The sequence below is a fragment of the Pannus brasiliensis CCIBt3594 genome (assembly GCF_036688125.1).
In the GTDB taxonomy this organism is placed as follows: domain Bacteria; phylum Cyanobacteriota; class Cyanobacteriia; order Cyanobacteriales; family Microcystaceae; genus Pannus; species Pannus brasiliensis.
In genome coordinates this window covers 165,796-182,829 of sequence record NZ_JBAFSM010000001.1, presented here as the reverse complement: position 1 = coordinate 182,829, position 17,034 = coordinate 165,796, and the positions used below count along the sequence as shown (strand labels likewise).

At 49.1% G+C, this 17,034-nt stretch carries 19 protein-coding genes; 12 read left to right on the top strand and 7 right to left on the bottom strand.

Annotated features, from left to right (window positions below):
* Positions 1-13 precede the first annotated feature (13 nt).
* Positions 14-418: a phosphate-starvation-inducible PsiE family protein gene (locus tag V0288_RS00990; protein WP_332863127.1), complete on the top strand. Its 405-nt coding sequence runs from the start codon at positions 14-16 to the stop codon at positions 416-418.
* A 1-nt stretch (position 419) separates the two neighbouring features.
* On the opposite strand, the gene V0288_RS00985 is transcribed toward V0288_RS00990, so the two are convergent.
* Positions 420-1,337 carry a ribonuclease D gene (locus V0288_RS00985; RefSeq protein WP_332863126.1) on the bottom strand — a complete coding sequence of 306 codons (918 nt, stop codon included), beginning with the start codon at positions 1,335-1,337 and terminating at the stop codon, positions 420-422.
* Positions 1,338-1,358: 21 nt separating this feature from the next.
* Between V0288_RS00985 and V0288_RS00980 the strand changes: the two genes are divergently transcribed.
* The 7 genes from V0288_RS00980 to rfbB all read left to right on the top strand — a co-directional run bounded on the left by V0288_RS00980 (position 1,359) and on the right by rfbB (position 6,892).
* Complete coding sequence (locus tag V0288_RS00980) at positions 1,359-1,853, top strand: universal stress protein (protein WP_332863125.1); 495 nt, start codon at positions 1,359-1,361, stop codon at positions 1,851-1,853.
* Positions 1,854-2,094: 241 nt separating this feature from the next.
* Entirely contained in the window at positions 2,095-3,045 is a 951-nt protein-coding gene (locus V0288_RS00975) for an NAD-dependent epimerase/dehydratase family protein (protein WP_332863124.1), read from the top strand.
* Positions 3,046-3,487: 442 nt separating this feature from the next.
* Positions 3,488-4,060 (top strand): hypothetical protein, encoded by a 573-nt coding sequence (locus tag V0288_RS00970; protein ID WP_332863123.1) that lies wholly within the window; start codon positions 3,488-3,490, stop codon positions 4,058-4,060.
* Positions 4,057-4,404, top strand: a complete 348-nt coding sequence (locus V0288_RS00965; protein ID WP_332863122.1) for a hypothetical protein — start codon at positions 4,057-4,059, stop codon at positions 4,402-4,404. Before V0288_RS00970 ends, V0288_RS00965 begins: the two co-directional genes overlap by 4 nt.
* A gap of 12 nt (positions 4,405-4,416) precedes the next feature.
* Complete coding sequence (locus V0288_RS00960) at positions 4,417-4,914, top strand: HNH endonuclease (RefSeq protein WP_332863121.1); 498 nt, start codon at positions 4,417-4,419, stop codon at positions 4,912-4,914.
* 123 nt (positions 4,915-5,037) lie between these two features.
* Complete coding sequence (locus V0288_RS00955; RefSeq protein ID WP_332863120.1) at positions 5,038-5,754, top strand: polysaccharide deacetylase family protein; 717 nt, start codon at positions 5,038-5,040, stop codon at positions 5,752-5,754.
* A gap of 58 nt (positions 5,755-5,812) precedes the next feature.
* Positions 5,813-6,892 carry a dTDP-glucose 4,6-dehydratase gene (gene rfbB / locus V0288_RS00950; protein WP_332863119.1) on the top strand — a complete coding sequence of 360 codons (1,080 nt, stop codon included), beginning with the start codon at positions 5,813-5,815 and terminating at the stop codon, positions 6,890-6,892.
* An 86-nt stretch (positions 6,893-6,978) separates the two neighbouring features.
* Here rfbB and V0288_RS00945 read toward each other — a convergent pair whose 3' ends face one another.
* The gene (locus tag V0288_RS00945; protein WP_332863118.1) at positions 6,979-7,773 is read right to left on the bottom strand and encodes a metallophosphoesterase family protein; all 795 of its coding nucleotides are present in this window, start codon (positions 7,771-7,773) and stop codon (positions 6,979-6,981) included.
* Positions 7,774-8,023: 250 nt separating this feature from the next.
* Between V0288_RS00945 and V0288_RS00940 the strand changes: the two genes are divergently transcribed.
* The 4 genes from V0288_RS00940 to V0288_RS00925 all read left to right on the top strand — a co-directional run bounded on the left by V0288_RS00940 (position 8,024) and on the right by V0288_RS00925 (position 10,729).
* Positions 8,024-8,212, top strand: coding sequence for a DUF3285 domain-containing protein (locus V0288_RS00940; protein ID WP_332863117.1), 189 nt, complete (start codon positions 8,024-8,026; stop codon positions 8,210-8,212).
* Positions 8,213-8,222: 10 nt separating this feature from the next.
* Positions 8,223-8,732 carry an rRNA maturation RNase YbeY gene (ybeY, locus tag V0288_RS00935; protein ID WP_422661856.1) on the top strand — a complete coding sequence of 170 codons (510 nt, stop codon included), beginning with the start codon at positions 8,223-8,225 and terminating at the stop codon, positions 8,730-8,732.
* A gap of 33 nt (positions 8,733-8,765) precedes the next feature.
* Entirely contained in the window at positions 8,766-9,260 is a 495-nt protein-coding gene (locus V0288_RS00930; protein WP_332863116.1) for a diacylglycerol kinase family protein, read from the top strand.
* A 101-nt stretch (positions 9,261-9,361) separates the two neighbouring features.
* Positions 9,362-10,729, top strand: coding sequence for a DNA cytosine methyltransferase (locus tag V0288_RS00925; protein WP_332863115.1), 1,368 nt, complete (start codon positions 9,362-9,364; stop codon positions 10,727-10,729).
* Between the two features lie 45 nt (positions 10,730-10,774).
* On the opposite strand, the gene V0288_RS00920 is transcribed toward V0288_RS00925, so the two are convergent.
* The 5 genes from V0288_RS00920 to V0288_RS00900 all read right to left on the bottom strand — a co-directional run bounded on the left by V0288_RS00920 (position 10,775) and on the right by V0288_RS00900 (position 16,968).
* On the bottom strand, positions 10,775-11,641 hold the full coding sequence (locus V0288_RS00920; RefSeq protein WP_332863114.1) for a TdeIII family type II restriction endonuclease: 867 nt from the start codon (positions 11,639-11,641) through the stop codon (positions 10,775-10,777).
* 111 nt (positions 11,642-11,752) lie between these two features.
* On the bottom strand, positions 11,753-13,225 hold the full coding sequence (gene ffh / locus V0288_RS00915) for a signal recognition particle protein (RefSeq protein ID WP_332863113.1): 1,473 nt from the start codon (positions 13,223-13,225) through the stop codon (positions 11,753-11,755).
* Positions 13,226-13,328: 103 nt separating this feature from the next.
* The gene (gene cydB / locus V0288_RS00910; protein ID WP_332863112.1) at positions 13,329-14,342 is read right to left on the bottom strand and encodes a cytochrome d ubiquinol oxidase subunit II; all 1,014 of its coding nucleotides are present in this window, start codon (positions 14,340-14,342) and stop codon (positions 13,329-13,331) included.
* Between the two features lie 16 nt (positions 14,343-14,358).
* Positions 14,359-15,816 carry a cytochrome ubiquinol oxidase subunit I gene (locus tag V0288_RS00905; protein ID WP_332863111.1) on the bottom strand — a complete coding sequence of 486 codons (1,458 nt, stop codon included), beginning with the start codon at positions 15,814-15,816 and terminating at the stop codon, positions 14,359-14,361.
* Positions 15,817-16,050: 234 nt separating this feature from the next.
* Positions 16,051-16,968, bottom strand: a complete 918-nt coding sequence (locus tag V0288_RS00900) for a DUF8173 domain-containing protein (protein WP_332863110.1) — start codon at positions 16,966-16,968, stop codon at positions 16,051-16,053.
* Positions 16,969-17,034 lie beyond the last annotated feature (66 nt).

Genomic DNA, 17,034 nt, shown 5'->3' with positions numbered 1-17,034 from the left:
AGATGACAACTTTATGAAATCAATTCATATCGTTGAAAACTTGGTATCGAAAATTTTATCGATCGCTTTAATTATCGTTATCATTGTTTCTCTTTACGATCTAGTTGTTATTCTGATAAAAGATTTATTCACGACCGAACCAGTGGGATTTTTTAGTAAAACGCTCATTGAAATATTCGGCTTATTTTTAAATATTTTAATCGCGCTAGAACTGTTAGAAAACGTTACCGCTTACCTGAGAAAACACATCGTTCAAGTGGAATTAGTCGTCGTGACGGCGCTGATCGCTATCTCGCGGAAAATCATTATTTTCGATCCGTCCAAGTATGATAAAGTCGATCTGATCTCGTTGACGTTCGGGACTCTAGCCCTCGCGGCGAGTTATTGGTTAATTAGAAAGGTGAATCGGGACAATTAAACTACTCATCATCTTCCTCGATACTTCGAGTTTTAAACTGGGGGGTTTTCTGGTGAATTTCCTCGATCGAGAGTTCTTTAGACAGATCGCCGAGTTCTTTTAGCATATCGTTGGTTAGGGTGATCGAGAGATCGATCGAATTTCCAGATAAATAGATAACTTTCGCGAGTTCCTGAAGTTTTACCTTTTTCGTGGTGCGTTTTTGAACGGTTAAAAAACAGCCGTTAAACTCCTCGATATCCTGTTCGAGCATCGCCTGTTTCATCCGTTCTTTCAAGTGTTCGATCTCGGTATCGAGAATCTTCCATTGATGGTAAATCTCCCAATAACGTCCCGTTAACGCGGGAATATTTTCCCGGGCGGGATCGGGATGGATCAGGTGGGAGAGTTGCAGGAGACGGTGATGGATCGCGGCGGTATAAACCGGGTCCTTGCGCGCGTAATTCAGTTGTTTCTCGGTTAACGGTCTCCGTCCCCAATCCCCACCCTGTTCGCTTTTATCGATCGAGGGAAAATGACACAATTGTTCGGCGACGGTTTTGAGTTTATAATCCGGTAGCGGGGCGATGTAGTAGGGAATTTTCCGCGCCAGTTCTAGGGTACAGGTGATATTTTTTACTTTCGTCTTACCGCCGAGAAATTTACAATCGTAACTCGCGTTGTGGAAAACTTTTTCGATGCCCGGTACGACCATAATTTTGGCGATAAACTCTTTAATCAGATCCGCTCGATCGAGAACGTCAAGAATCGTGACACGATCGCCCACCAGATCCGTCGAGTCTTCTAAAATCTGGATCAGGGATATCCGGGGGTTTTTCGTGTCGTGATCGGCGATTTCCGTGTCTAGCCAGAGAACGCGGGAGTGGCTAAAGCGATCGATAGCGGCTCGAATATCTTCAATTTCGGTCAGGTAAGACATAGATTAGGAACGGACGCGAAGATGTATCGAAAAATTTTGACGGCGATGGATATGTCCCCGATGGGTGACATCGTGTTCAACGAAGCGTTATCGGTGGCCGGGAAATACGGGGCCACCTTACTACTCCTACACGTTCTCTCCCCTGAAGAAGATTATAGTCCTATGCCGATCCCCCCGAATTTAGGCGAGATTTACCCGGCGCGGGGTAACGATCTCACCCTCGACTACTGGCGACAGCAATGGCAAGAGTTCGAGCAAAAAGGAATCGATTTTTTACAAGAAAAATCTAAATTGGCCGGAGAGAAGGGAATAGAAGGGGAATACCGACAAATTTACGGTCAGGCGGGACGGACGATCGCCAAAGTCGCCAAGGAGGAAGGAGTCGATCTGATCGTTGTCGGCCGCCGGGGTCGATCGGGCATCGGCGAGTTATTCTTGGGAAGCGTGAGTAACTACGTTCTCCATCACGCGCCCTGTTCGGTTCTGATCGTCCAGCATATCCCGTCGGAAACCTAGATTCGGAGGCAGGGGGCAGGAGGTGAGGGGGGTGAGGGGGGTGAGGGAGGTGAGGGGTGAAAGGGTAAAGGTGAAAGAATTAAGAAAGCTTTTTTCCCTTTTCCGGGGGCCCTTTTCCCCGAAAAATTTCCCCATCCTCCCATCCCCCCATCTCCCCACATGACGGCTATCTCCCGCGCCAAGTCAACAAAGAGAGCCAAAACGATTACAATCTAAGCACGATATTCATCACCGGAATGTAATGGCCACACATATTGTTACTGGTGTCGCGGGTTTTATCGGTTCTAATCTCGCGGGAACCCTACTCGATCGAGGCGATCGCGTGATCGGTATCGATCAGTTTAACGATTACTACGATATCTCCTTAAAGCGGAAAAATGTCAGTTTTTTAAAAGATCACGCGGGATTCGAGTTAATCGAGGCGGATATTCAAGCGCTCGATTGGCGGGAATTACTGGCGCGCGTGGACGTGATCTTCCATCAGGCGGCGCAAGCGGGAGTAAGAGCGAGTTGGGGCGAGGGATTCCGCAACTACACGGAACGCAATATCAACGCCACCCAAATTATCCTAGAAGCGGCCAAAGAAACCCCGTCGCTGAAACGGATGGTTTTCGCGTCCACCTCGTCGGTTTACGGCAACGCGGAAACGATGCCCACCCCGGAAACGATCTGCCCGCAACCGGTTTCTCCCTACGGCATCACGAAACTGGCGGCGGAACGTCTCTGCTGGCTATATCAGCAGAATTTTAACGTTCCGGTGACGGCGTTGCGCTATTTCACCGTTTACGGGCCGCGGCAACGCCCGGATATGGCTTTTCATAAGTTTTTCAAGGCGGCGATCGCTGACGAACCGATCGGGATCTACGGCGACGGACAACAAACCCGCGATTTCACTTTCGTCAGTGACGCGGTGGCGGCGAATTTAGCGGCGGCCGAGGTTCCGGAAGCGATCGGCGAGGTGTTCAATATCGGGGGCGGCAGTCGCGTGGTTTTAACCGATGTCCTGGACACGATGGAAAAAGTGATCGGTAAACCGATTAAGCGACTACATCAGGAAACCGCCCGCGGCGACGCGCGCCACACTTCCGCGGATGTCACCAAGGCGAAAACGATTCTCGGCTACAATCCGCGAGTCCCCCTAGCCGAAGGATTAGCCCGCGAGTGGGAATGGATTCAGGGATTGTACTGTTAGATTCGGAGAGCGATCAAATTTGTAAAGGCCGCTCGATCCGGATATCGGGCGGTATTTTTTGATGGGATTTGGATGGGGCGATCGAATCCGGTGAATCGATAGCGATCGGGCTAAAATTCTTATAAAAATAATTTTCTGGAGCGTTCGATCTCTCCCGTTTCTCGTAAAAAGTCTTACTTATTCTCTCGAAAGTTTCGATTTTTTCCATTCATGGCAGACAAATTTTAACCCCTTCTAAACACGTTTTTTATGTAATTTTCTTCGATCACTGGGTTTCTCTATTTTGAAATTATTCGCAATTTTACTACATTTTACGAATAGAATATTAGAAAGCCACGCGGCAATCCGGGGCTTCCCGAGCGGCGAGAAAGTGAGCCAGATCACACGAGCGATCGGGACGGATCGGTTATCCTAGGACAAGAATCTCTAGAGGCGATAAAAAATGAAACTTGCAAAAAAAGAGAGAAAACAATTAATTGGTAAAATTAGTCAAGCGTCTGGAATCGCCCAGTACGCCCTGGAAGAAAAGTTAACCGATGAACAGGTTAGCGAAGCCGTTCAACATCTAGAAGTGTTGCGGATCGTTAAATCGGCTAATAATTATAACCGTTACTGTCAAGGACAGAAAACAGCGGAAGCGAACGCGAAACTCAAAAAATTGATCGAGTTGGAAAATTCCGAAATACTTAAAATGGGTCAATGGCTCTTTAATAATCTTGCTAAAAAAGGACAAGAGCGCAAGCAAGGGTTATTGGAAAAAGGCTTATTGCATAAGGAAGATTATAACCTTAGCGTGACCGATTTAAAAGATACTATCCAAGAGTTAAATCAAAAAATGCGAGATCAAACTAAGTTGGCTAAAACAAGAATAGCCGAACTCGAAGATATTATTGATTCGAGAAAAAAACAGCTAGAGTTTCTTAAAAATTATATTATTAATAATTACGGATATAAAACTTGGAATAATATCCTGAAAACTATGCCCGAAGATCCGCAAGAGGATACTGGAACATGAAAGAAAACCTAAATTACCGTGAATGGCAGGCAAGAAACACCAGACTTTTCCGCTCGCTCGATAAGGTGAAACAGAATCGGGCGAGGGAACAAGGCTATTATAATGTCGGTTGGGAAAAAGTGAAAGCATCTTGGAAGATCCTCCAATCCCTTTCTGATAAGGTAGTTAATCTATTCGACGCGAAACTCGATCGAGGGGATTTAGTCGGGGCGATAGAGCTATCTATACTCGAACTAGAGAGAGGAAAAACAATCGCGAAAAATACTCTGGAAGAACTAGACAAAACCCAACAAGACGCGGAACAGTTAGCGAAAAGAGCCTTGGCAAAATACGATCTTTTATAACCGAATTTGACGATGGATAATATCGATAGAAAAAAACTAAAAACTTTATACAAAGCTTCCGAGATCGCCGAAGTATGGGAGGCGGAACAACATACACCGCTGATCGAGCATCCCGAAATCGGTTGGATTAGCCCTAATCACTATCGATCGATGTATAAAGGAAAACCCTGTCCCTACTGCGGAAAAAAAATGGTACAGGGAAAAGATCTATATAGTACCTCGTCCAAAAAAGAAGCGATCGCTAGAGGCTATGAATATCGAGACGAGAACGGACATCCGGTTATCAACGAAGCGAATAAAACCTTTTTCCACCCGAACTATCTCACTTTAGATCATAAAATCAATAAAGCTCGCTGTCCGGAAAAAATGTTCGATCACGATAATCTAGAGGCGATTTGCTGGCGGTGCAATCGAAAAAAAGCCGATAATAACGCTTTCGAGATCCAATATATCGAAGAATACGTAGAATCCTTAAGTCGGGAAGCTATCGATCGTTATCCGCTCCTATAACCAACTCGTTGTTAGATTTCGTTTCGTTTACCCAAATCTCTCGGGTTCTGTTAGTAAAGTGTAGTTCTCATCACCCCGATCGCTATACTAAAACAATACGATCGAGCCGAGCGGACTTTCCCGATGCGCGAACTTCTCATTCCTATCGCCCGACAATTTCCCGAAGCGATATTCTATCAACCCACCCGCGAGAGAACGATCGCCCTGACAATCGATGATGTGGGCGATCCTTCCACGGAAATCATTCTAGAAGCGATCGAACGACAGAATCAAAGCGTTTCTAACTCGATCGAGCGGGTTCGGGCGACTTTTTTTATCATCACCGATTTCCTCGCGGGAAAAACCGAAATTATCGACGAGATCCTGAAGCGAGGACATGAAATCGGCAATCACGGCTGTTTCGATCGAACCCACGCGGATTTGTGGTTGCCGGGGGAATTCGATCGGGAGATCACCACCGCGCACGAGATTTTAAGCGATAATCGCGAGGGGATGATTCGCTGGTTCCGGCCGGGGAGAGGTCGCTATAATCGCCTGATGAGCGAAGTTTTACAGAAAATGGTGATTAAACACGATTATAATCCCCTTTTCGCGCTCGCCTCGATGATCCCGCTCGATACCTTCGATTTCACCGGTTCGCCGAAATTTACCCTTTCCTACCTATCGCGCTTTATTTTTCCCGGTTCCATCCTCGTCCTCCACGGGGGATCGAAAATTCGATCGCTCCAGACGGCGGAAGTTCTGAGAGAATTATTACCGACCCTGCGAGAGCGGGGTTATCGGGTGACGACGTTATCGGAAGCGATCGATCCCAACCCGCGAGCATCGGTCTCCGGTTAGATGTCAAAAAAAACCAAAAAGACTCTAGAATATTACGCGATAGTAGCGAGAGATTGTCATGACATCACGGACTGACGGGAAGAGAAGAATAGTAATCACGGGTGGCGCAGGATTTATCGGCTCGAATTTCGTCCATCACTGGTGCGAGAAATACCCCGAGGATTACGTGGTGGTTCTCGACGCGCTCACCTACGCGGGCAACTTAAACAATCTGACGACACTGAAAGACCGCGAGAATTTTCGTTTCGTCCGAGGGGATATCGGCGATCGAACCCTCGTAGACGAACTCTTTCAAAGTGAGAAAATCGATACCGTAGCCCATTTCGCGGCCGAATCCCACGTCGATCGATCGATTCTCGGCCCCTCCGCGTTCGTGCAAACCAACGTCGTCGGAACCTTCACCCTTTTAGAAAGTTTCCGTCATCACTGGATGGCGAACGGAAAACCCGAAAATTACCGATTTCTGCACGTCTCCACCGACGAGGTTTACGGCAGTCTGGAACCCGACGATCCCGCGTTCACCGAAACCACTCCCTACGCGCCGAATAGCCCCTATTCCGCGTCGAAAGCCGGAAGCGATCACCTCGCCCGCGCCTACTATCACACCTACGGAATGCCGACAATTATCACCAATTGTTCCAACAATTACGGCCCCTATCATTTCCCCGAAAAATTAATTCCCCTGATGTGTATTAATATCCTCCTCGGAAAACCTTTACCCGTCTACGGGGACGGTATGAATATCCGCGATTGGCTGTACGTTAAAGATCACTGTCGGGCGTTAGATACGGTGATTCATAAAGGGAAAGCCGGAGAAACCTACAATATCGGCGGCAATAACGAGGTAAAAAATCTCGATCTCGTGAAAACGCTCTGCGATTTGATGGACGAGTTAGCCCCCGATCTCCCCATCAAACCGGCGCGGGAGTTAATTACTTTCGTCAAAGATCGCCCCGGACACGATCGCCGTTACGCGATTAACGCCACGAAAATCCGTACCGAATTGGGCTGGGAACCGGAAGAAACGGTACGGGAAGGCTTGCAGAAAACGATTCAATGGTATTTAGAAAACCGCGATTGGTGGCAACCGTTATTATCGAAGGAATATCAGGAATATTACGCGAAGGTGTACGGATGACAAGGGTGTGGGGACTTCCCAGGGCGCGAGAAAATTTAGGTTTCTCGCGTCCCTCCAATTTTAGGGACATTTAGGCGGATTTCGTATTATTCTTGCTCCCGATCGGAACGGGAAGGTTTTTTCATCCGCGCGGCGATCTGTCCCGGATCGATATCGACGATCGCTCGGTCTAGCGGGAGAACCCGACATTTCTTATCTAGAACGTTCGCTTGATATACTTTTTGATTGCCCAGATCCAGCGCGGTTAACCAGCCGCTTTTCGGATGATAAGCCCCCGTTTCGATGCCGATCCAACCGATTCCCCGAGCGATTTTGCCCGGTTTTACCCCCGGAAAAGTAAAGGTTACGGTATGTCCGGTGATCATTAATTTATCCGGGAAATAGGGCTTTGTTATGGCGTGAAATCGATCGCGAATCCAGCAGAATTGATCGCTCGTCTGTTGTTGGATCGGTACCCGCGGATCGACCCCCGCGTGAACGAGCCAGATATCTCCTAGATCCAGATAATTCGGGAGCGCTTTAAACCACGCGAGATGTTCTTCCGGAATTTGGTTATCGTAACCGATCAGCGTTTCCGCTCCCCCGGAGTGTAACCAATTCTGTAACCAGTGTTCGGAAACTTCTTCCTCGCCGATCGCTTTGAGTAACATATGTTCGTGATTGCCCAAAATACAAGAATGGTCGTTCTCGATGACGAAATCCACCACTTCCTTACTCTTTTCGCCCCGATCGATTAAATCCCCGAGAAAATAAAGCCGATCGCTCTCTCTCGGCGCGATCTTGTCTAATAATCTCATCAAGGTATCGAAATGACCGTGGACATCGCCGATAATAAGCCGGCGCGGGCGCGCGTCTCGATCGGTATTTTTTCTGAAAAACATTGCCGCGAGAATTCCCTGGTAAATAAGTCGAGCTATCGAGCTATCGCGTGGTGGGAGCCTCTATCCCGCTCCCCGATTTCAATTATCTCACGCTCGATCGAGGATCGGCGAAGATCGCCCCGATCGTCTCGCCCCGAAGAGGCTGTTCTCACCCGATCTCGCGCCAAATCTGTAAATCTGTAAATCGCGTTTCGCTCTCGTAATAAACTGTTACACTGAAGTCGATCGATTTTCTACGAGAGTGATTTCCATGACCGAACCCGTGACGACGAACCCCGAAGTGACCGAAGGGCAAGCCGTATCCGAACCGCCCCCGAGTTACGTGAAATTAGCGATGCGGAACATGGTTCGCAAAAAAGGCACGTCTTTGAAGCATTTTTTCCTGACGACCGCCGCGTTGTTAGGATTTCTCGTCGGTGTTTCCTATCTCACCCGTTAGGGGGTCGATCGTGAGCGGATCTTTTCTCGGATCGATCGAGGTATCGGTACAGGATCATTATTCCGGCGGGGGCGAATCCTCGATCGCCGAATCCACCTGGCGCGACTGGATGGAAATCTGGCTGACGGAATTGGCGGAATATCTGCCCCCCGCGCCCGGATACGAACTGAGTTTACGCTTAACCGACGATCGGGAGATTCAAACCTATAACGCCAATTATCGCGCCAAAGACCGACCCACCGACGTTCTCGCCTTCGCCTCCCTAGAAGTCGATGTCCCCACCGATGAAGAGATCCGACGGGAAGAACCTTTATACCTGGGCGATCTGATCATTTCTGTAGAAACGGCCCGAAAACAAGCTGAAGAACACGGCCATTCCCCGCGACGGGAACTCGCCTGGTTAGCCGCTCACGGTTTACTCCATCTCCTCGGTTGGGATCATCCCGATGAAACAAGCTTGCAAGAAATGCTATCTTTACAGGAAGCTTTATTAGAATCCGTCGAAATCGAGAACGGATAAACTCCGCTTTTTGTCAATCGTTACCCGTATAATATGAAATCTAATTTAAATAAACCTTCCCAATCCGGGAATCCCCCCTCTCCCTACGTGGCGACCAATTTCCTCGGTCGATCGAGTAAAATCGCCGATTCTGGGTCTCCTAGTCAACGGGAATACGCCTGGCAGGTCGCCTCGAATCTCCTCGTCAGTTTCCGCTACGCCTGGGCCGGTGTCCGGTACGCGTTCAGCAGTCAGCGCAATTTCCGCATCCATACCCTGATCACCGTCATCGCCATTAATCTCGGATTATGGCTCAAGGTTAGCCCGGTAGAGATGGCGATTCTCACGCTCACCTGCGCCCTCGTCCTCGTCCTAGAATTGCTCAATACCGCCCTCGAATCGGTGGTCGATCTAACGGTGGGGCAGTCCTATCACGATCTCGCGAAAATCGCCAAGGATTGTGCGGCCGGCGCGGTGTTAATTTCCTCCCTGGCCGCCCTGTTAGTCGCGAGTTTTATCTTCCTGCCCCTGATCTGGCGGTTATTCTAATCGATCGCTTTTTAGTATCTCTTTCACGGGGATACATTTGCTAGAATTGACTTCTAAGACACTCGCGTGTCCGTAAGGTCGCTCGGTTGGAAATCACTCTAATGCTCGGTAGATGTCTTCCTTCTCCCCTTCAAATCAAACTGCCCTTAGAAGAAATTAGCGTTCGATCGAAATTTACCTTCGTCGATCTTTTCGCGGGAATCGGGGGCTTCAGAATCGCTCTCAAAAAGTTAGGCGGGCAATGTCTGGGCTATTCCGAGATCGATAAACAGGCGATCGAGGTGTACCGACGCAATTTTATTAATTATTTAACCCGCGACGAAATCGCCTTCGGAGATATTACCAAAATTAACGAACTTCCCCCGGATATAGATGTGGTAGTGGGTGGGGTTCCCTGTCAACCTTGGTCGGTAGCCGGACAATTGCGAGGATTCGACGACCCGAGAGGCCGCTTATGGTTTGACGTGATCCGCTTGGTGAAGAAAAGCCGGCCCAAAAGTTTTATTTTCGAGAATGTTAGCGGGTTAGCCAGTCCGAAAAATCAAGCCAATTTAGAATTGATCGTACACGAACTCGAATCGATCGGCTATTGTGTGAAATGGAAAGTTTTGAACGCTTACGATTTCGGTTTACCGCAAAATCGAGATCGAGTCTTTATCGTCGGTATCCGACAAGATTTAGAAATCTGTCAAGAGTATAGTTTCCCGCGACCGTTAAATATCCATCCGAAAGTTTTAGATATCCTGGAGGAACTTAAAAATATCAAACCAGTTAAAAAAGCCAAGCTAACCGCCGATGTTTTATTTAACGGTTTTATTCCCCCGTCGAGAACTCGCTTTCAAAAAGAAGACGAGTTAAACGATTTTTTCATTTTTTCCGATCTCCGCAACGGACACACGACGATCCATTCTTGGGATATTATTAAAACAACCGATCGTCAGAAAGAAATTTGTCTGATTCACTTAAAACGGAGAAGATGTAAGTCGGAAGGGAAAAAAGACGGACATCCTGTAGCTTTAGAAGAATTTAAACGTTTTATCCCGGATATTCAAAAAGACGAATTAGATGAATTGGTGAGATTGGGAATCTTTCGATCGGAACCTAATCAAGAATACGAATTCATCAACTCGAAAAATATGTCGGGAATTAACGGGATCTATCGAGTGATCCTACCGACCGCCGATATTATCCCCACGTTAACCGCGACGGGTGCGAAGGATTATATCGCGACGGTAGCGATCGAGGCGAGTCATCCCGCGGAGTATAAAAAATTATTCCTGCAAAAAATTTATAAGCCGAAAAAATATAGAGAAATAACGGCTAGTGACGCTAGAAAATTACAGGGTTTTCCCGCCGATTTCGAGTATCACAAAAGAGAAGATATTGCCAAAAAACAGTTCGGTAATGCAGTTCCTGTCCCCGTCGTTGAATACGTGGCGAGGGAATTATTAAAAGCCCTTGGAATTTAATTTTTTGATGAACACGAAAAGTGACTTGTTTTTGTGAGTTACCTATTATTCTGTTTTTTTAGTTTTTCTTTTGACACTCTCAGGTGTATCCAAGCGATCTTTTCTATCTCGAATATCGGCAATTTTTGACGGATCGTAAAAAATGTCATGAAACTCTTGGGCGAAGTTTTCTTTTCCCAAGTCTATAAAAACATCTTGCAGATGTTCTAAGGTGTTCTCAAAACCAGAACAAAAATCCCAAAATTCGTTTCCCACCCATAAATCATTATTTCGATCTAAATGTGACTCGTTTAACTTACTTTTGTTATATACATACCAGTCCTTTTTATAAGGATTAAAAGGTATAATAATTCGAGCTTGTACATGGCAAGTAGAATCGTGAGCGAATCGATAAGAATACCATCTTAATAGTTGGCCGTTAAAGGAATTAAGAAGCCCTTGATTTGGTTGTGCCGTTTTAATATCGAAAAGATATTCGATGTTATCTTTTTTGAGATAAATATCGACTCCAGTGCCTGATTGCGGCGGTACAAAATTCACATTTTCAAAGTTAGATTCGGCGGCGGCTCGCCTGAGCCTTGCGATACAGTCTAGAGTAGAAATAACATTGCGCTCTCGTTGATTGATTAAAGAATTGAGTTCGTCTCGCAGTGTTTTGGGGAAAGGTTCAGGAATTAATAATGGTTCAGATATAATTTCAAAACCGTTCAGTTCTGCGAGGATTTTCGCGATCGGCTCCCAAAATTGCTTTCCCAAACTGGTTTCTAGTCCCCCTATCAGGGAACGTATTCGACGTTCAGCGGGAAAGATATGATTTAAGACTTGATAGGAAGTTTTATCTTTATCTTTAAAAAATTTTCTAATATTCGCTTTCAATTCATCCTTAATTTTGTTTTTTAGTGTCTCGTCCATAGGTCGTAATACTGATAATGATCTATTTGCAAATTTCGAGTGATCGCTAATTGGAAAACGAAGGAGCAAGACAAAACCCGGATCGATCGATCCGGGCTAACTTCTCGTGAATTACAATTCGCCGAAACCTTTCTTTTTCTTGGTTTTCTTCGGTTTTTTCGGCGCGCCACCACCACCACCGGGATAGCCGCGGAATCCCGGCGCGGGACGATTCCCACCGCCGAACATTCCTCCCATGCCACCCATACCGGGCATTCCCATACCGGGCATTCCCATCCCCGGCATCTGTCCCTGACCCATCTGTTGCATCATCGATCGCATCCGGGTGAAATTGGTGATCAGTTTGGTCACGTCGGTTTCCGAGTGTCCCGAACCTCTCGCCACGCGACGACGACGGCTAGGAGATTTCGCTAAAAGGTCAGGATCGGCGCGCTCTTCCGCGGTCATCGAGTTGATCATCGATTCGGTTCGCTTCAGTTCGCTTTCCCCTTTCTCGATATCCGCCCCGCTCAGTTTGCCCATACCGGGGATCATTTTCAGAATTCCGCCCAGCGACCCCATATTCTTGAGGAAGCGCATCTGTTTGAGGAAGTCGTTAAAATCGAACCGCGCTTCGAGGATCTTGGCCTGCATTTTCTCCACGTCGGCGATATCGATCTGTTCCTGCGCCTTCTCGACGAAGGAGATGATATCCCCCATATTTAAAATGCGGCTGGCGAGTCGATCGGGATAAAAAGGCTCTAACGCCTCCACTTTCTCGCCCATACCGACGAATTTAATCGGTTGTCCCGAAACCTGACGCACGGATAACGCCGCGCCCCCTCTGGTATCGCCGTCGAGTTTGGTGAGGATCGCGCCGGTAATGCCGATCTGTTCGTGGAAAGTGTGGGTGAGGTTGGCGGCCTCTTGCCCGGTCATGGCATCGACGACCAGTAAAGTATCGTCGGGCTTGACAACTTTCTTAATTTGTGCTAGTTCGTCCATCATCGACGCGTCGATCTGGAGACGACCGGCCGTGTCGATGATCACGGTATCCACGCCGAGTTCTTTGGCTTTTTCCACCCCCTGACGGGCGATATCGACCGGATTCGCGTCACTTCCCAACTCGAAGACGGGGACATCGATCTGTTTGCCGAGGGTAACAAGCTGATCGATCGCCGCCGGACGGTAGACATCGGTAGCCACCATCAAACAGCTTTTCTTCTGTTTGCGGAGATAGAGGGCGAGTTTCGCGGTGGCGGTCGTTTTCCCCGTCCCCTGTAAACCGGCCATGAGGATGACGGTGGGGGGTTTATCCGCGCTGGCGAGGGGAACATTACTTTCCCCCATCACGTTCACGAGTTCGTCGTAAACGATCTTGATGAATTGCTGTCCCGGATTAACCCCGGAAATCACGTCCGCGCCGAGCGCTTGTTTCTCAACTTCGGCGATAAACGCTTTAACGACCTGAAGGTTTACATCGGCTTCTAATAAGGCTCTACGGACTTCTTTGAGGGTGTCTTGTATATTCGCCGAGGAGATTTTGTCTTGACCCCGTAGCTTTTTCCAAGCGTCTTCCAGGCGATCGGCCAGCGCGTCGAACATGATTTAGATTTTCAAGGACTAGGATTTTACATACTCGATCGATCTTATCACGCTTCCGATGGTCGTCGATGTCGCCCGCGACGACCAACCACCGCGGAAATCCTCACTCGCCATAACCCCCTCCCGTCACTTTCCCCCGGAAAACAATGTATTGATAGAGGTTATAAAACAGCATGACCGGGATTAAAAAACCGATAAAAATAATCATGATCACGAGGGAACTGGAATCGGCGGCGGCCTCGTAAATCGTGATTTCCGTGGGAATGATATAGGGAAAAACCACCAATCCCAAGCCGATAAAAGACAGTAAAAAGATCGAGATCGTCCAGACAAACGGGGCGCGTTCCTCGCGTCGATCGAGACTGGTTAACAGCCGCGAGATCAACAGGATACCCAACACCGGAATGCTCCCGAAAACATAGACTAAAGGGGGATGAAATAAACGCTCCCGCGCGCTCTCGTAGAAAATGGGCGTGAAAATCGTGATAGCGATCGCCCCCACCAACGTCGTCCACGCGGCGATTTTCGCCGTTCGATAGTGTAGGGTTTGCAATTCCCCGGTCGTTTTCCAAACGAGATAGGTAGAACCGATCAACACGTACCCCTGAATTAACGTCAGCGCGATCAGCACCGATTGCCAACTGAACCAATCCCAATTCCCCCCGATAAAATGCCCCGATTCATCGACATCGATCCCTTTTAAAACCGCTCCGAGCGCGAAACCCTGTCCGAGCGCGGCGAGAAAACTGCCGATCCCGAAGGAGAGATTCCAGACGAATTTTCGTTTCGCCTGCTCGCGAAATTCAAAGGCGATCGCCCGAAAAATAAACCCGAAAACCATGAGAACGATCGGGATATACAGCGCGGTCAAAATCGTGGCGTAGGCGAGGGGAAACGCGCCGAAAAGTCCCCCGGCCATTAGCACAAGCCAGGTTTCGTTCGCGTCCCAAATATTACTAAGGCTGGTCATTAAAATCCCGCGTCTTTCCTCGTTAGACGACGTGAGCGAGAGAATTCCCACCCCCAGGTCGAAACCGTCGAGCATGACATAGAGAAAGAGAAAAAGAGCCAGAATTCCGAACCAAACTTGCGGGAGAAAATACGCGAGAGTTTCCATTCGAGCGCCTCCGATCCTACTGTTTGGCTTCTACCGGACGTTCGTTCGGCTCGAACTCGCCGGGGGTGGTATCGATCGCCGGGCGCGTCGGTTCTAAACTCGGTACGGGGAGATCGAATCTCGGCCCCCGACGGATAATCCGACTCCCGAAATACGCGTAGGCGATCAGTAAAAGCAGGTACGCGACGGTAAAACCGCTTAGAGAGGCCACCACGTTTCCGGCCGGGATCGACGAGGCGGAATCGACGGTACGGATCTGCCCGTACAGCGTCCAGGGTTGCCGTCCCACGCACCGGACGATCCAACCGGTATCGATGGCGATAAATCCCAACGGCGCGGCGAAGATCCAGGCGCGCAGTAACCACCGCGCTCGATCGATTCTCTCACCCGAAAGTCCGCCGATCAGCCAGTAGAGGACGCTAATCGCCATCAAGCCCGCCAACAGAAAACCAATTCCCACCATCGTCCGGAAGGAATAGTAAATTAAACCGACCAAACGCGGGCGATCGTTCGGTTCCCACTCCTTCAAGCCGTAAACCGGCTCGCTGAGATTCCTTTTCAGTTCTAAAATGTATCCGAGCGCGTTGGGAATGACCCATTCTCGATCGTTTCGCTCGGCGCGATTATTCGGTAACGCCAGCACACTCCAGTCGGCCGGCCCTCCCGCGGGAACCGTCTCCCATTGTGCCTCCATCGCCGCCAGTTTCGCGGGTTGATAGCGATACACCTGTTCGGCGCTCAAATGGCCCGCGTAGATCTGAAGGGGGGCGACGGCGATGATAACGGAGAGAGAAAGTTTGAAAGATTTAGAAAAGAAATCTTTATGGCGATTTTTCAGAATATACCAGGCACTAATCCCGGCGATGACGAATAACGAGGTTTCTAGGGTGGCGAGAAACATATGCAGGACACTTTTGGCCGTGAAGGGATTGGCGATCGCCCGGAAGTAATCGTGTACGATAAATTTCCCGTCGATCATCTCCCCGCCCGCGGGCGTTTGCATCCAGGAATTGGCGGTTAAAATCCAAAAAGTCGAGAGATTCGCCCCGATCGCCACGAATATCGTCGAGAGATAGTGAACGATCGGATTCACCCGCTCCCAGCCGAATAACATGATGCCGAGAAATGCGGCCTCTAACATGAACGCCCACGAAGCTTCAAACCCGATCACGCTCCCGAAAAAATTCCCCACGGCCTCGGAAAACGGCCCCCAGTTCGTCCCGAATTGAAACTCCATCGGAATCCCGGTCGCCACTCCCACCCCGAAATTCAGCGCGTACAGTTTCGCCCAGAATCGAGCGTGATAATAATAGTCCGGGTCGCGGGTTTTTAACCACAATCCCTCGATGATTACTAAATAAATACCCACGCCGGTCGTCAGCGCGGGCCAGAGCATATGAATACTCGCGGTTAACGCGAACTGCATCCGTGACAGGACGACGGTATCCGACCAGAAATTCGTGGCGATTTCCATGAATCGATCCTTTTTTTGACAGGGCGATCGACCCTTTATTTATGGATGAATCATTTCTAGAAATCATCTTTCTTAGGAAGGATTTTTTAAAAAATTGAATTCCTGAATCATCGATTTGTAAAAATATTATTTCCGTTTTCTTGTCGAAAATAATCCTCTAAATAATCTCGGATAAAATCGGAATTCCCATCTTTCCCCCTGCCTCCTGCCTCCTGCCTCCTGCCTCCTACACCCTTATCGATCGCCCTCGATCGAACCGCGATCGACCCGATCGATCGGCGGTCGCTGTCGATTTAACGCCCAGATAATAACCGCGCCGAAACCCACCAAATTGACCGCGGACAAGACCAAACCGCCCGCCCCCGGAACCAAGCCGATCAACGCCAAGATTAGCAAACCGACGAGAAACTGGCGGACGATCGTGCTATCCGGTTTCGTCCACGCCCTCTCGCCGATCCACAACGCCACGCCGAGCGTTCCCAGCAACATCACCCCGATAAAACTTAAACCCAGCAGGGGCAAGAGCGGAATCCCGATTAAACTGATCGCCAGCAAGATCGCGAGCATAATAACGGCGACAATTCCCCCCAATCCCGCCAAAATCGATTCGATCGGGTACTGGCGCACCGTGTCCGCGAGATCCAACAGAAATCGCGGCCGCCACCGCAACAGCAAAACACCGACGATCCCGCTAACCAGCACGATCAACAGGTGCGAGGCGAGACCGAGGAGGTAGTGAAACAGGAATCCGTCCATCCCCCGCTGTCGGGAACCGTGCATATCCCAACGCCCCTGCTCGGTGAAGACCCGGGAAGCGCCACCGATCGAAGCGCCCGCGCCCCGGACAATATCGCCCCCGATGCTGTAGGCATCCCCGTCCACGCGGGCTTTTTCTCCGAGAATCACGTCCCCCCCGATGGCGATCGCCGTTTCCCTTACTCTCGCGCCTTTCTCGATCGACACGTCGCCCCCGATCGCGCGCGCGTTATCCACCACTTTCCCCGCGGGAACGATCACGTCTCCCCCGATACGGACGAGATCTCGATCGTTAATATTGATATCGGTTTGACCGAGAGCGATCGACGAGAGGAAAATAACGCTCAGAACGGATAGGAGGAGCAAAAGCGGTCGAAAGTTCGTTCGATTTTTCATCGCCTCGATCCCTCGTTTCTTTTCAGTGTACTTCCCGAAAAAAAATCCCGCGCCCGGCGAGATCGA

Excerpts from the sequence above, each read along its gene's own strand:
- V0288_RS00990 (WP_332863127.1), top strand. The coding sequence starts at position 14 with ATGAAATCAATTCATATCGTTGAAAACTTGGTATCGAAAATTTTATCG.
- V0288_RS00985 (WP_332863126.1), bottom strand. The coding sequence starts at position 1,337 with ATGTCTTACCTGACCGAAATTGAAGATATTCGAGCCGCTATCGATCGC.
- V0288_RS00980 (WP_332863125.1), top strand. The coding sequence starts at position 1,359 with ATGTATCGAAAAATTTTGACGGCGATGGATATGTCCCCGATGGGTGAC.
- V0288_RS00975 (WP_332863124.1), top strand. The coding sequence starts at position 2,095 with ATGGCCACACATATTGTTACTGGTGTCGCGGGTTTTATCGGTTCTAAT.
- V0288_RS00970 (WP_332863123.1), top strand. The coding sequence starts at position 3,488 with ATGAAACTTGCAAAAAAAGAGAGAAAACAATTAATTGGTAAAATTAGT.
- V0288_RS00965 (WP_332863122.1), top strand. The coding sequence starts at position 4,057 with ATGAAAGAAAACCTAAATTACCGTGAATGGCAGGCAAGAAACACCAGA.
- V0288_RS00960 (WP_332863121.1), top strand. The coding sequence starts at position 4,417 with ATGGATAATATCGATAGAAAAAAACTAAAAACTTTATACAAAGCTTCC.
- V0288_RS00955 (WP_332863120.1), top strand. The coding sequence starts at position 5,038 with ATGCGCGAACTTCTCATTCCTATCGCCCGACAATTTCCCGAAGCGATA.
- rfbB (WP_332863119.1), top strand. The coding sequence starts at position 5,813 with ATGACATCACGGACTGACGGGAAGAGAAGAATAGTAATCACGGGTGGC.
- V0288_RS00945 (WP_332863118.1), bottom strand. The coding sequence starts at position 7,773 with ATGTTTTTCAGAAAAAATACCGATCGAGACGCGCGCCCGCGCCGGCTT.
- V0288_RS00940 (WP_332863117.1), top strand. The coding sequence starts at position 8,024 with ATGACCGAACCCGTGACGACGAACCCCGAAGTGACCGAAGGGCAAGCC.
- V0288_RS00930 (WP_332863116.1), top strand. The coding sequence starts at position 8,766 with ATGAAATCTAATTTAAATAAACCTTCCCAATCCGGGAATCCCCCCTCT.
- V0288_RS00925 (WP_332863115.1), top strand. The coding sequence starts at position 9,362 with ATGCTCGGTAGATGTCTTCCTTCTCCCCTTCAAATCAAACTGCCCTTA.
- V0288_RS00920 (WP_332863114.1), bottom strand. The coding sequence starts at position 11,641 with ATGGACGAGACACTAAAAAACAAAATTAAGGATGAATTGAAAGCGAAT.
- ffh (WP_332863113.1), bottom strand. The coding sequence starts at position 13,225 with ATGTTCGACGCGCTGGCCGATCGCCTGGAAGACGCTTGGAAAAAGCTA.
- cydB (WP_332863112.1), bottom strand. The coding sequence starts at position 14,342 with ATGGAAACTCTCGCGTATTTTCTCCCGCAAGTTTGGTTCGGAATTCTG.
- V0288_RS00905 (WP_332863111.1), bottom strand. The coding sequence starts at position 15,816 with ATGGAAATCGCCACGAATTTCTGGTCGGATACCGTCGTCCTGTCACGG.
- V0288_RS00900 (WP_332863110.1), bottom strand. The coding sequence starts at position 16,968 with ATGAAAAATCGAACGAACTTTCGACCGCTTTTGCTCCTCCTATCCGTT.